The organism is Prevotella sp. Rep29, from assembly GCF_019551475.1.
Lineage (GTDB): Bacteria > Bacteroidota > Bacteroidia > Bacteroidales > Bacteroidaceae > Prevotella.
The window spans coordinates 893,567-906,292 of sequence record NZ_CP047159.1; the positions used below are offsets into that span (position 1 = coordinate 893,567).

Sequence of the window (12,726 nt, forward strand, 5' to 3'; positions counted from 1 at the left end):
TCGAAAAAAATATTTAAATTTGCAATCAGAATACATCGTGCTCTTGTTATGACGCTACTGATTGTTGCAATACTACTGATAAGTTTTCTGCTCATTGCCACGGAAACGGTGACAAAAATGAACAAGGCTGCCGTTGCCATCTTTGCCGGAACGGTGGGGTGGGTGCTCTATATCTGTTGGGGAACAGACTTCGTGATGAGCCAGCACGGCGATGAATATGTAAACTGGCTTAACGGTGCGGTGGCAACCAGTTCGGCTGTCAAACATTATATCGCAGAAAATATCTTCCTGAAATATGTGGGGCGCGCGGCAGAAGTCGTGCTGTTCCTCTTGTCAACCATGACAATAGTGGAGATACTCAACAATAACGGCTGCTTCGATTTTCTTGCCAGATGGATGCGTACACGAAGCAGTCAGCGCTTCCTGTGGATGCTGTCGGCATTCACTTTCATTATTTCTGCCAATCTGGACAACCTCACGACCACGGTGATGATGCTGACGATGATGCGTAGCATGGTCTCCAATCGTCGTCAACGCATGATTTACGGTTCGGCGGTCGTCCTTGCAGCCAATACCGGCGGTGCACTGACGGTGATAGGCGACACGTCGGGACTGGTGTTGTGGAACATCGGGGCAGTTACGGCATCGAACTTCTCTTTCTCCCTGCTGGCACCATGTTTGATAGCATGGGCGTTGCCCACCTATCTGTTAGGCAGAATGTTGCCTTCGCGTCTGGATATCGAAAGCATGGTCATGCCCTACCGGGGCGATGATACCAACCTGAATCTGTGGCAGCGCCTGCTGATGCTCCTTGTCGGCATCGGCGGACTGTGGTTCATTCCTACTTTCCACAGCATCACCAAACTGAGCCCGTTCCTCGGGGCGTTGTGCGTACTGTCGGTGTTGTGGATTGTTAATGAGATATTCAACCGCAAGTTGAACGATGTCGATAAGATGACACAACGACGCATTCCCCGCGTCCTGCAATATGGTGTTATTCAGATGATGTTGTTTGTGATGGGATTGATGCTTGCCATTGGTGTCGTTCAGGAGACTGGAGCCATTCGCTGGTTGTCGCATCTGTGTGACGAACACATCCATGATGTCTGGATTATGGGAGTCATTGCAGGAGCATTCAGTAGTGTGTTGGACAGTTTTGCCTCTGCCATGAGTTTCTTCTCGTTCCACGATGTATGGATTCCGGGGGTACATGGCGTGGCAGACGCTTATAACAGCTCGTTCATGGAGAATGGAATCTATTGGAAGGTCATTGCCTATGCGACTGCCGTAGGCGGTAATGTGCTATGCATCGGTTCGATGAGCGGACTGGCACTGATGAAGATGGAGCGAATACACGTAGGATGGTATTTGCGGCATGTCGGGTGGAAAGTGTTGTTGGGAGCCGTGGCAGGACTTGTCGTTTTGTGGGCATTTTCATGATTCCCACCTGGGAAAATTAACGCATGTTCTCGAAAAAAAGAAGAAAAACAAGGTTTTTTAGGATATATTCTGAACAAATTATTGATAATATTTGCACCAGAAATATTAAATTCGTAATTTTGCACGTCCTTAGTTGGATTCTTGTTGAAAATATAAATCTAATAAAATATAAATCTTATGTCACAAATCAATGGGCGTATATCCCAAGTCATCGGACCGGTTATCGATGTTTATTTTGATACGAAGGGTCTTGATGCGGAAAAGGTGTTGCCTAAAATTCATGATGCTCTGAAAGTTGTGCGTTCTGACGGGCGTGAACTGATTGTCGAAGTGCAGCAGCATATCGGTGAAGATACAGTACGCTGCGTAGCTATGGACAATACCGACGGATTGCAGCGAAACCTTGAAGTCATTCCGATGGGGTCACCAATCAGAATGCCTGCCGGCGACCAGATTAAAGGTCGAATGCTGAACGTGATAGGTCAGCCAATCGATGGTATGAAAGAACTCGATATGGAGGGAGCATATCCTATCCATCGTCCTGCTCCTACGTTTGAAGAGCTCTCTACACGCAAGGAGATGCTGGCTACAGGTATCAAGGTGATTGACCTTCTGGAACCTTACATGAAAGGTGGAAAGATCGGACTCTTCGGTGGTGCCGGTGTAGGTAAGACCGTCTTGATTATGGAGCTGATTAACAACATCGCAAAAGGACACAACGGCTATTCAGTATTTGCAGGAGTAGGAGAGCGTACCCGTGAAGGAAACGACCTCATCCGCGAAATGATTGAGAGTGGTGTCGTTCGTTATGGAGAAAAGTTCCAGAAAGCGATGGAAGAGGGCAAATGGGACCTCTCACTCGTTGACCCGGAGGAACTGAAAAAGTCACAGGCAACATTGGTCTATGGTCAGATGAACGAGCCGCCGGGAGCACGTGCGTCCGTGGCGTTGTCGGGACTGACCGTTGCGGAGGAATTCCGTGACAATGGAGGCAAGGACGGAGAAGCAGCAGATATCCTGTTCTTCATCGACAATATCTTCCGTTTCACTCAGGCAGGTTCAGAGGTGTCAGCACTTCTCGGACGTATGCCTTCAGCTGTAGGTTATCAGCCCACATTGGCATCGGAGATGGGTGCGATGCAGGAGCGAATCACTTCAACCAAGAAGGGGTCTATTACTTCCGTTCAGGCAGTATATGTGCCGGCTGACGACTTGACCGACCCGGCACCAGCCACAACGTTTACACACCTCGACGCAACCACAGAGTTGAGCCGAAAAATTACCGAGCTTGGAATCTATCCGGCAGTGGATCCGCTGGGAAGTACATCGCGTATTCTCGACCCGCTGATTGTCGGAAAAGAACATTATGACTGCGCTCAGCGCGTGAAGCAGATATTGCAGCGCTACAAGGAGTTGCAAGACATCATTGCCATCCTTGGTATGGACGAGTTGTCTGATGAGGACAAACTGACGGTGAACCGTGCACGTCGCGTGCAGCGTTTCCTCTCTCAGCCGTTCTCCGTAGCAGAACAGTTTACGGGTGTGCCGGGCGTGATGGTTAGCATCGAAGACACCATCAAGGGCTTCAACATGATTCTCGATGGCGAGGTAGATGATCTGCCAGAGCAGGCATTCCTCAATGTCGGAACAATCGAAGATGCCATAGCGAAAGGCAAGCGCCTGATGGAAGCTGCCAAAGGTTAAAGAATAGACTCAGCGGTTTCACGTAAATTACTGATAGAGTATGAGTTTGAATCTAAAGATAGTTTCTCCGCGCAGGGTCGAGTTCCAAGGCGAAGTCGAGAACGTTTTCGTTCCCGGTGTCATGGGGCAGTTTGAGATTCTGACAGGGCATGCCGCAATCATCTCTTTGCTGACAAAAGGCGATGTCATCTATACGGATGCAGACGGAAGGCATTCGATAGGAGTTGCCGGAGGTTTTGTCGAAGTGAAGAAAAACCAGGTGAGTCTTTGTGTGGAATTAAAAGAGGAACTGAGTGAATAAGAAACGGAGTTGAATCGTTTGAAGAGAGACATGACAGCAGTTGCGCATAAATACATCAAACAGAGTATCCTGCTCATCGCAGCGATGTTCTTGTTGTCCCTTCTCTATATACAATTATGTGGAGACAGGGAGGTGATGATTGTGCCACTGGTGGTTACCGTTGTGTTCCAATTAGTCTGTTGTCTGGTGTATGGCTTGCTTTGGAAACGGATAGCCGTGAGCTCTCCGGAAAGTCTTCCGACACTCTATATGTCGGCTTCAGGACTGCGTATATTGGCAGGTGCCATCACGGTCTTGCTGTTTTGTTTTCTTGCAGACGACAAAGCATCAATTCGTTTCTTTATCATCATTTTCCTCATCTATTATTTCATCATTCTCATCTACGATACGGTATATTTCGTCAGCGTAGAGAAGAAATCAAAAAAGATATGAAGCAAATGAAAACATTGAGATATTTCCTGCTGTTCCTCTCGTTGTTTGTCTGCGACCAGGCGAATCTGCGCGCTGCAGAAGAAAAGGGAGTGGACGTGAAGGAAATCGTGTTGGGACACATGGCAGATGCTTATGAATGGCACATCACGACGTTCAATCATAAGCATATCAGTATCCCCCTCCCCGTGATTGTGAGGAGTGAGGCTACCGGTAAATGGCATGTTTTCAGTAGTTCCCGTATCGTAGAGGCAGCCCATGAGGGGCGCGATTATATGGGGTTCTATATCAATGAAGAGAAGAATGGCAAGATATATGAGATTCTTCCGGACGGAACCACCAAACGTCCTTGGGATCTGAGCATTACGAAGAGTGTCCTGCAGATATGGATTGTTGTGTTCATCCTGTTGGCGGTATTCCTGTCGTGTGCACGTTGGTATAAGAAGCATGATGCGAAGAAAGAAGCACCGGGCGGTTTCGTGGGAATGATAGAGATGCTGGTGATGTCTATCCATGATGATTTAATCAAGGATTCCATTGGCGAAAAGCACTATCGTCCTTATGCTCCTTATCTGCTGACCGCATTCTTCTTCATCTTTGTGACAAACCTGCTGGGACTCCTTCCCATCTTCCCGGGTGGAGCAAACGTGACGGGTAACATCAATGTCACCTTCTTCCTCGCACTGTGTACGATGCTTGCCATCAACCTGTTCGGAAACAAAGAATATTGGAAGGAAATCTTCTGGCCCGATGTGCCGATGTTCTTGAAAGCATATCCCGTGGCAATCATGCCGTTTATCGAACTGTTCGGTATTATCACCAAGCCGTTCGCCCTGATGGTTCGTCTTTTTGCCAACATGATGGCAGGACATGCCATTATCCTTTCGTTCACAGCCATCATATTCATCGCTTGGCAGATGAATGCTGTCCTCGGTTCCGGACTTACCATCATGAGTTTCGTGATGATGCTCTTTATGAACTGTCTGGAGTTCCTGGTGGCGTTCATTCAGGCGTATGTCTTTACGATGTTGAGCGCCGTGTTCATCGGTCTTGCTCATCCGGAGCATCATGAATAAAGAAAATATATAATAAGAAATAAAGTATAACAATTAAAACATTTAAAACTATGGTATCATTATTATTAGAAGCAGCTGCTGCTGCAGGTCTTGCAAAGTTTGGCGCTGGTATCGGCGCTGGTATCGCAGCTATTGGTGCCGGTCTTGGTATCGGTCGTATCGGTGGAAACGCTATGGACGCTATTGCACGTCAGCCCGAGGCTGCCGGAACAATCCGTACGAACATGATTCTTACCGCAGCGTTTGTCGAGGGTGTTGCCCTTTTCGCTGTTGTTGTTTGTGCACTCTGCGTATTTTTGTAAACCAACAAATCAACTTCGCTCATGGAGTCATTAAATTTGCCCGCCATATTGACCCCCGACTTCGGACTCTTCTTCTGGATGCTGGTGGCATTTCTGGTGGTGTTCTTCCTTCTTGCCAAGTTCGGTTTCCCAGTGATTACCGGGATGGTGCAGGAGCGCAAGGATTTCATTGATGAAAGTCTGCGCAAGGCACACGAGGCTTCGGAAAGATTGGAGAACATCAAGCAAGAAGGTGAGGCGATTCTCCAGGAAGCTCGTGAGAAGCAGGCTCAGATAATGAAAGAGGCTGCCGAGACGCGGGACACAATCGTGCAGAAAGCACAGGAGAAAGCAAAAGATGAGGGTGCCCGGTTGTTGAGTGAGGCTAAGGCAGAAATTGAAGCCGAAAAACAGAACGCTATTCGTGACATTCGCGGTCAGGTGGCAGAACTCTCCGTACTGATAGCAGAAAAAGTGCTGCGGGAGAAGTTGGACACCGAGACACAGCAGATGGAACTGATAGACCGGCTGTTGAACGAGGTGGCTTCGAAAAACCAGATGGAGTAAACGTATATGAACTTAGGTGTAATATCGATGCGGTATGCAAAGGCATTGCTGAAAAGCAGTGTCCAGGCAAGTCTCGAAGAGGCAGTATATGCTGACATGCAGACGTTGTCGCAGAGCTACCTGCAAGTACCCGAACTTCGGTTTACGATAGACAACCCTATGCTTCCGAAAGAAGAGAAAGAGAAACTGTTGCTGACTGCCTGTGGGAAAACTCCGACGGAGCAGACGCAGCGGTTTATCCGACTTGTGCTTGACGAAGACAGGGAAAATGCCTTGCAGTTCATGGCAAACTCCTATATCACTCTTTACCGGAAACAGCGCAACATCACCAACGGGAAATTGATTACCGCAGCTGCCGTCAGTCCCGATGTGGAGCAGAAAATGCGGCAGATGGTGGAACAGAATACGAAAGGTGTTGTTGAATTCCAAACCGAGGTGAATCCCGACATTATCGGCGGGTTCATCCTCGAGTATGATACTTATCGCATGGATGCCAGCGTGCAAAGCAAGCTGCGTTCTATCTTGACACAGTTGAAGAAATAAATAAAAGAAAAATGTCAGACAAAATAAAACCAAGTGAAGTCTCTGAAGTGCTCCTTCAGCAACTGCAAGGCATCAAAGACAAAGAGAAGTTTGATGAGGTGGGAACCGTCCTTCAGGTGAGTGACGGTGTTGCCCGCATATACGGTCTTCGCAATGCAGAGGCAAATGAGCTGCTTGAGTTCGAGAACGGAACGATGGCAATCGTGATGAACCTCGAGGAAGACAATGTCGGTTGTGTGCTCTTGGGACCTACAGCAGGTATCAAGGAGGGACAAATCGTCAAGCGCACGAAGCGCATCGCTTCTATTCGGGTGAACGACAATATGCTCGGACGTGTAATCAATCCGCTGGGACAGGCTATCGACGGAAAAGGCGAAATCGACCTGACCGACTCTTTCGAAATGCCGCTCGACCGTAAGGCGCCTGGTGTAATCTACCGTCAGCCCGTGAAAGAGCCACTGCAGACCGGTCTGAAAGCCGTTGACTCGATGATTCCTATCGGGCGCGGACAGCGCGAGTTGATTATCGGTGACCGCCAGACGGGAAAAACGGCTATTGCAGTCGATACCATCATCAACCAGAAGAGCTTCTATGAAGCAGGAAAACCGGTGTATTGCATCTATGTTGCCATCGGTCAGAAAGCATCAACCGTTGCAGCGCTCGTACAGAATCTGAAAGAACACGGAGCACTGCCTTATACCATCATCGTCTCAGCCACAGCGGCAGACCCTGCAGCCATGCAGTATTATGCACCTTTTGCCGGTGCAGCCATCGGAGAATATTTCCGTGACCGCGGACATGCTGCCTTGGTGGTGTATGACGACCTGTCGAAGCAGGCAGTCGCATACCGTGAGGTGTCGTTGATTCTTCGTCGTCCTTCTGGACGTGAAGCATATCCAGGTGATGTGTTCTATCTGCATAGTCGTCTGTTGGAACGTGCAGCGAAAATCAATGAGCAGCAGGAAGTGGCAGAACAGATGAACGACCTTCCCGAGAGTCTGAAGGGACATGTGCGTGGAGGCGGTTCGTTGACAGCCCTCCCAATCATCGAGACACAGGCAGGCGACGTGTCGGCATACATCCCCACCAACGTGATTTCAATCACCGACGGACAGATTTATCTGGAGTCCGACCTCTTCAATCAGGGCTTCCGTCCAGCCATCAACGTAGGTATCTCCGTATCCCGTGTAGGTGGTTCGGCACAGATTAAGTCCATGAAGAAAGTGGCAGGAACCTTGAAAATCGACCAGGCGCAGTATCGTGAGTTGGAGGCGTTCTCCAAATTCTCCAGCGATATGGATGCCGTGACAGCCATGACGCTCGACCGCGGACGCAAAAACAATCAGTTGCTCATTCAGCCACAGTATTCACCGATGGCGGTTGGAGAACAGATTGCCATCCTTTATTGCGGTACGCACGGGCTGATGCATGCCGTTCCGGTTGAAAAGGTTCGTGAGTGCCAAGACACATTCCTTGAGAAAATGCGCTCTAATCACCAGGATGTGCTCGACTTGCTCGGCAGCGGACAGCTAACGGACGAGGCGACTGCAACCATCGAGCGTGTCATGGAAGATATTGCCGGATCTTATAAAGGATAACCTATGCCGTCACTCAAAGAGATAAAAAACCGCATAGCCAGCGTCAACAGCACCCGTAAGATTACGAGTGCCATGAAGATGGTGGCTTCCTCCAAGCTCCATCATGCGCAGCAGCTGATAGAGAACATGCTGCCCTACGAGGAGATGCTTGAGCATATTCTGAAGACATTCCTCGCTTCCGAGGCACATGCACAGAGTAAATACGACGAGGAGCGCCCTGTCGTCCGGCGGGTGGCGCTTGTCGTCTATGCTTCCAACAGCAGCCTTTGCGGAGGCTTCAATGCCAATATCTTAAAGATGATGCAGCAGGTGATAGACGGCTATCAGCATCTCGGCAAAGAGAATATAGTCATCTATCCCATCGGACGGAAGGTTGCGGAGAAAGTGGCAAAGCTCGGACTGCAGTCGGGAGGTGACTTCACAGCGCTTGCCGATAAGCCAAATGTGCCGCAGTGCATCAGTCTGGCAAAAGAGCTCGGGAAGAAATTTGTTGACCATGAAATAGACCGCGTGGAGATGGTTTATCACCACTTCAAGTCTGCCGGTTCGCAGATTCTCACGCATAAGACCTTCCTGCCCATCGACATCACGGAAGAACTGAAGCGTGACCATGAGCGCGACCTGACTTCTACTGTCGCAACCCTGCAGTCACAGGAGTATCTGCGGAAACGTGGCGAACGGAAGACAGAGCACAAAGAGGAGAATGTCAAACCGCTTAACGATAATTTTATCGTAGAGCCGGATATGGAAACGGTGCTTAATCAGCTGATTCCAAAGATGTTGCACCTGATGCTCTACACAGCGCTTCTTGACAGCAATGCCAGTGAGCACGCCGCCCGTATGGTGGCAATGCAGACGGCAACCGATAATGCGGATGAACTGTTGCGCGAACTGAACTTGCAGTACAACAAGAGCCGCCAGCAGGCAATCACCAGCGAACTGCTCGATATTGTCGGCGGTTCCGTCAATAACTGACAATATTGTTAATACTACAAGAGCCTGCCATGGGAATACTCCCGTGGCAGGCTCTTGTTTTTCAGTGGATGTCTATGTCGTGGATAACTTTTTGAGAGCACGTTCTGGAGTCTGGTAGTCAACTCACGAACAGGAGAAAGTGGAGTTGTATTTTTATGCAGTGAGTGAATATTTATTCGTGTGCTTAAACTGTTGATATCCAATAGTTTAAGGGGTGCTTTTCAAAAGTTCAACTTTTGGCTCCTAAAAGTTGAACTTTCGCACTCTAAAAGTTGAACTTTTGGAGGCTAAAAGTTCAACTTTCGGAAAGCGATAGTTGTACTGCATAAAAATACAACGGCAATTTGCCGGAAAACGTCCCTTTTCTGAGTGTTCGGAAAAACATCTTTCTTAAAAAGTTTTAAGCGGGATAAATGCCGATACATCAAACGCTTGCGGCTGATGTCGGTTCTTATTTTCATGTTTTTTTATTTCAGGCAGGCAGACAAAATGTTTAAAAAGTTGTGAGATACAAATAAAATTTGTATTTTTGCATCCGAATTCAGCACATGCGTCAGGCGTGTGGAAAACTATATATAGTAACAGTCGATTTAAATAAATCTGCGAGCGTTAGTTAAGATGAGGGAAGCACGAAGGGGTGTATGGTTTATCCCCTTTAAATGCTGATATTCTCCTTATCCGTACGTCTCAAAGGCGGAGGCATTGGAAAGGCTTGGACATGTTGTCTTCAACTCTCATTTCTGCACTTTTTTGAAATGGGGGAAAGGGGAGAGTGTGTGCCCGGATGTCTCGGAGTTTGTTTGAATCGGTATTTTGTTTTTTGAGATTTTTATGACGAAGATTGCTGTAGCAGGAACAGGCTATGTGGGCATGTCTATCGCAACGCTGTTGTCGCAACACAATAGCGTGACGGCTGTTGATGTCGTTCCCGAGAAGGTGGAGATGATCAACCGCCGCCGTTCGCCGATTCAGGACGACTACATTGAGCAGTATTTGGCAGAGAAGGAATTGCATCTGACGGCTACGCTGGACGGTGCTGCCGCTTATCGCGATGCAGACTTTGTGGTCATTGCGGCACCGACTAACTACGACCCGGTGAAAAATTTCTTCGATACGCATCACATCGAAGACGTTATCGACCTGGTGCTGTCGGTCAATCCCGATGCGGTGATGGTCATCAAGAGCACCATCCCCGTGGGTTATTGCCGCTCGCTGTATATGAAGTATGCAGCAAAGGGCGTGAAACAGTTCAACCTGTTGTTCTCACCCGAGTTTCTGCGGGAAAGCAAAGCGCTGTACGACAACCTCTATCCCTCGCGGATTATTGTGGGTTACCCCAAACTGATTCCGCAATTCCCGGAGGAGAACGAAGCCATTCGGAAAGTGACCGATGTGGAGAAACTGCGTATGGCTGCAGAAACATTTGCGAAGCTATTGCAGCAAGGTGCCATCAAGGAAGACATCCCCGTTCTCTATATGGGGATGAAAGAGGCGGAAGCCGTGAAACTCTTTGCCAACACCTATCTTGCATTGCGTGTTAGCTATTTCAATGAACTGGATACCTATGCCGAAGTGAAAGGGCTTGATGCACAGGCAATTATCGAAGGTGTAGGGCTTGATCCGCGCATCGGGACCCATTACAACAACCCGTCGTTCGGTTACGGAGGCTACTGTCTGCCGAAAGACACCAAGCAGTTGCTCGCCAACTATGCCGACGTTCCTCAGCAGATGATGACCGCCATCGTCGAGAGCAATCGCACCCGTAAGGACTTCATTGCCGACCAGGTGTTGAAGAAAGCCGGCTATTACAGCTACAGTTCAGAAAACCACTACGACAGCAATACGGAGAAAGAAGTAACCATTGGCGTATTCCGACTCACGATGAAGTCCAACTCCGACAATTTCCGCCAGAGCAGCATACAGGGTGTGATGAAGCGCATTAAGGCGAAAGGCTCGAAAGTCATCATCTACGAGCCGACACTCGAAGACGGAACCACCTTCTTCGGAAGCCTTATAGTTAACGACCTGCAGCAATTCAAGCAGCAGAGCGATGCCATCATCGCCAACCGTTATGACACCCGCCTTGACGACGTGCAGAACAAAGTCTATACAAGAGATTTGTTTCGGAGGGATTGAGGAAAGAAATAAGCACCATGGGTGTGTTTGAAGACAATCGAACTTCAAGGTCAGAGTATCAATTATTTGAATAGCATTTCAATCATGATAAAGTTTTTCTGGAATAATCCAAATAGTAAATGGTTTTTAGCCATTAATACTCGGTTTCGCAAATTGCGGTGGAAACGAAAGCGCAGGAAATTAAAGAATAAAACATTTACGATTATAACAGATAACTGTATGGCTGGATTGTTGTGTAATGATTTGGACGTTGATTTTAATACTCCCTTTTTGAATGGTGGAATGGGGACACTTGATTTTGTAAAACTACTGAAGAACTTCGACTATTATATGAATGAACCATTGGAATTTGTCACAGATCCAATTTATAAGTGTCCAATCGCAAAGATAAATGATATAAAGTATTGTTTTGCTCATTATAAATCAGAAAAGCAAGCTCAATCATTTTGGCGAATAGGAAAAAAAAGAATGGTACAAAAGAACATGTTCTATATTCTCACAGAAAAAGATGATTGCACAATAGAATTGATGCGTGAGTTTGATGCATTGCCTTATAGAAATAAAGTGATATTGACACACAAACCATATCCAGACATTAAATGTGCATATTACATACGGGGGTTTGAAGAATATGGCCATTGTCTTGTAGTGTCAGACTATGTCAAAGGACAGTTTTTTGGACGTCGCTATTATGATGATTTTGATTTTGTAAAGTGGTTTAATGATAATTATGATAAAAGCTGATGGCTAACAATTATTTGTGAAAATAGACAATGCTCATAAAACAAATGCAAGATAATAAAACTTTGACAGTCACATCACCATTGCTTCCCAATCTTGATGAGTTCCGTGAACTTCTCAAGGATATTTGGGATAGGAAGTGGATTACCAACAATGGGCATTACCACCAGATGTTGGAGCAGGCACTGGCAGAATATTTAAAAGTGCCATACGTCAGCCTTTTTACCAATGGGACGTTGCCGTTGTTGACTGCTTTGCAGGCACTGCGAATTTCTGGCGAAGTTATCACGACACCTTATAGTTTCGTGGCAACAACCCATGCTCTGTGGTGGAATGGCATTAAACCGGTTTTTGTGGATATAGAGTGGGAAACAGGTTGTATGGACCCCAATAAGATTGAGGCAGCCATCACGCCTAAGACCACAGCTATCATGCCAGTACACGTTTATGGCAAGCCCTGCAATGTAAAAGCTATTCAAGAGATTGCCGATAAATACGGACTGAAAGTCATTTACGACGCAGCACATGCTTTTGGGGTGGAAGTACCAGCCCCCCTATCCCCCCTAAAGGGGGCGAATACTGGCAGGGTGTTGCATTCAGCAGACCCTGTTTACTATGGTAAATTGAAGGAATATGCACAGGAAAATCGCAATCATCCAACAGAGGCTGAAGCCCTTTTGTGGAACGTGCTTAGTGGCAAAGGACTTGATGGGGTTAAGTTCCGCCGTCAGCATATCATAGGCCAATACATCGCCGATTTTGTTTGTCTCGACAAGCGCCTTGTTATTGAACTAGACGGGCGTCATCACAGCCTGCCTCCAGTCAGCGAGGATGATCTTATTCGCACTGAGTATTTGAATGAAGAGGGTTATAGTGTTATTCGTTTCTCTAACGAGCAAGTACTTCATCACCTTGACAATACTTTAGGGCAAATC

The 12,726-nt window shown here is 47.4% G+C and carries 12 protein-coding genes and 2 pseudogenes; all 14 read left to right on the forward strand.

Annotation, left to right across the window (positions count from 1 at the left end):
- The first annotated feature begins 48 nt into the window (after positions 1–48).
- The gene (locus GRF55_RS03750; RefSeq protein ID WP_220369206.1) at positions 49–1,440 is read left to right on the forward strand and encodes an SLC13 family permease; all 1,392 of its coding nucleotides are present in this window, start codon (positions 49–51) and stop codon (positions 1,438–1,440) included.
- 177 nt (positions 1,441–1,617) lie between these two features.
- Positions 1,618–3,144 carry a F0F1 ATP synthase subunit beta gene (gene atpD / locus GRF55_RS03755; RefSeq protein ID WP_220369207.1) on the forward strand — a complete coding sequence of 509 codons (1,527 nt, stop codon included), beginning with the start codon at positions 1,618–1,620 and terminating at the stop codon, positions 3,142–3,144.
- Between the two features lie 40 nt (positions 3,145–3,184).
- Positions 3,185–3,445, forward strand: coding sequence for a F0F1 ATP synthase subunit epsilon (locus GRF55_RS03760; protein ID WP_220369208.1), 261 nt, complete (start codon positions 3,185–3,187; stop codon positions 3,443–3,445).
- 30 nt (positions 3,446–3,475) lie between these two features.
- The gene (locus GRF55_RS03765; protein ID WP_220369209.1) at positions 3,476–3,877 is read left to right on the forward strand and encodes a hypothetical protein; all 402 of its coding nucleotides are present in this window, start codon (positions 3,476–3,478) and stop codon (positions 3,875–3,877) included.
- Complete coding sequence (gene atpB, locus GRF55_RS03770; RefSeq protein ID WP_220369210.1) at positions 3,874–4,950, forward strand: F0F1 ATP synthase subunit A; 1,077 nt, start codon at positions 3,874–3,876, stop codon at positions 4,948–4,950. The genes GRF55_RS03765 and atpB overlap by 4 nt, the downstream gene beginning before the upstream one ends.
- A 50-nt stretch (positions 4,951–5,000) precedes the next feature.
- Positions 5,001–5,252 (forward strand): ATP synthase F0 subunit C, encoded by a 252-nt coding sequence (gene atpE / locus GRF55_RS03775; RefSeq protein WP_220369211.1) that lies wholly within the window; start codon positions 5,001–5,003, stop codon positions 5,250–5,252.
- A gap of 21 nt (positions 5,253–5,273) precedes the next feature.
- The gene (atpF, locus tag GRF55_RS03780) at positions 5,274–5,798 is read left to right on the forward strand and encodes a F0F1 ATP synthase subunit B (RefSeq protein ID WP_220369212.1); all 525 of its coding nucleotides are present in this window, start codon (positions 5,274–5,276) and stop codon (positions 5,796–5,798) included.
- Between the two features lie 6 nt (positions 5,799–5,804).
- Complete coding sequence (locus tag GRF55_RS03785) at positions 5,805–6,341, forward strand: F0F1 ATP synthase subunit delta (RefSeq protein WP_220369213.1); 537 nt, start codon at positions 5,805–5,807, stop codon at positions 6,339–6,341.
- Between the two features lie 11 nt (positions 6,342–6,352).
- Positions 6,353–7,939 carry a F0F1 ATP synthase subunit alpha gene (gene atpA, locus GRF55_RS03790; protein WP_220369214.1) on the forward strand — a complete coding sequence of 529 codons (1,587 nt, stop codon included), beginning with the start codon at positions 6,353–6,355 and terminating at the stop codon, positions 7,937–7,939.
- A 3-nt stretch (positions 7,940–7,942) separates the two neighbouring features.
- Positions 7,943–8,914, forward strand: coding sequence for a F0F1 ATP synthase subunit gamma (locus GRF55_RS03795; RefSeq protein ID WP_220369215.1), 972 nt, complete (start codon positions 7,943–7,945; stop codon positions 8,912–8,914).
- 831 nt (positions 8,915–9,745) lie between these two features.
- Complete coding sequence (locus GRF55_RS03800) at positions 9,746–11,050, forward strand: nucleotide sugar dehydrogenase (protein ID WP_220369216.1); 1,305 nt, start codon at positions 9,746–9,748, stop codon at positions 11,048–11,050.
- 84 nt (positions 11,051–11,134) lie between these two features.
- Complete coding sequence (locus GRF55_RS03805) at positions 11,135–11,794, forward strand: DUF1919 domain-containing protein (protein WP_255563855.1); 660 nt, start codon at positions 11,135–11,137, stop codon at positions 11,792–11,794.
- A gap of 44 nt (positions 11,795–11,838) precedes the next feature.
- Positions 11,839–12,336, forward strand: a pseudogene (locus GRF55_RS03810) (DegT/DnrJ/EryC1/StrS family aminotransferase); the annotation flags it as partial.
- 42 nt (positions 12,337–12,378) lie between these two features.
- Positions 12,379–12,726: pseudogene (locus GRF55_RS11680) on the forward strand (endonuclease domain-containing protein); the annotation flags it as partial.

Excerpts from the sequence above, each read along its gene's own strand:
- GRF55_RS03750 (WP_220369206.1), top strand. The coding sequence starts at position 49 with ATGACGCTACTGATTGTTGCAATACTACTGATAAGTTTTCTGCTCATT.
- atpD (WP_220369207.1), top strand. The coding sequence starts at position 1,618 with ATGTCACAAATCAATGGGCGTATATCCCAAGTCATCGGACCGGTTATC.
- GRF55_RS03760 (WP_220369208.1), top strand. The coding sequence starts at position 3,185 with ATGAGTTTGAATCTAAAGATAGTTTCTCCGCGCAGGGTCGAGTTCCAA.
- GRF55_RS03765 (WP_220369209.1), top strand. The coding sequence starts at position 3,476 with ATGACAGCAGTTGCGCATAAATACATCAAACAGAGTATCCTGCTCATC.
- atpB (WP_220369210.1), top strand. The coding sequence starts at position 3,874 with ATGAAGCAAATGAAAACATTGAGATATTTCCTGCTGTTCCTCTCGTTG.
- atpE (WP_220369211.1), top strand. The coding sequence starts at position 5,001 with ATGGTATCATTATTATTAGAAGCAGCTGCTGCTGCAGGTCTTGCAAAG.
- atpF (WP_220369212.1), top strand. The coding sequence starts at position 5,274 with ATGGAGTCATTAAATTTGCCCGCCATATTGACCCCCGACTTCGGACTC.
- GRF55_RS03785 (WP_220369213.1), top strand. The coding sequence starts at position 5,805 with ATGAACTTAGGTGTAATATCGATGCGGTATGCAAAGGCATTGCTGAAA.
- atpA (WP_220369214.1), top strand. The coding sequence starts at position 6,353 with ATGTCAGACAAAATAAAACCAAGTGAAGTCTCTGAAGTGCTCCTTCAG.
- GRF55_RS03795 (WP_220369215.1), top strand. The coding sequence starts at position 7,943 with ATGCCGTCACTCAAAGAGATAAAAAACCGCATAGCCAGCGTCAACAGC.
- GRF55_RS03800 (WP_220369216.1), top strand. The coding sequence starts at position 9,746 with ATGACGAAGATTGCTGTAGCAGGAACAGGCTATGTGGGCATGTCTATC.
- GRF55_RS03805 (WP_255563855.1), top strand. The coding sequence starts at position 11,135 with ATGATAAAGTTTTTCTGGAATAATCCAAATAGTAAATGGTTTTTAGCC.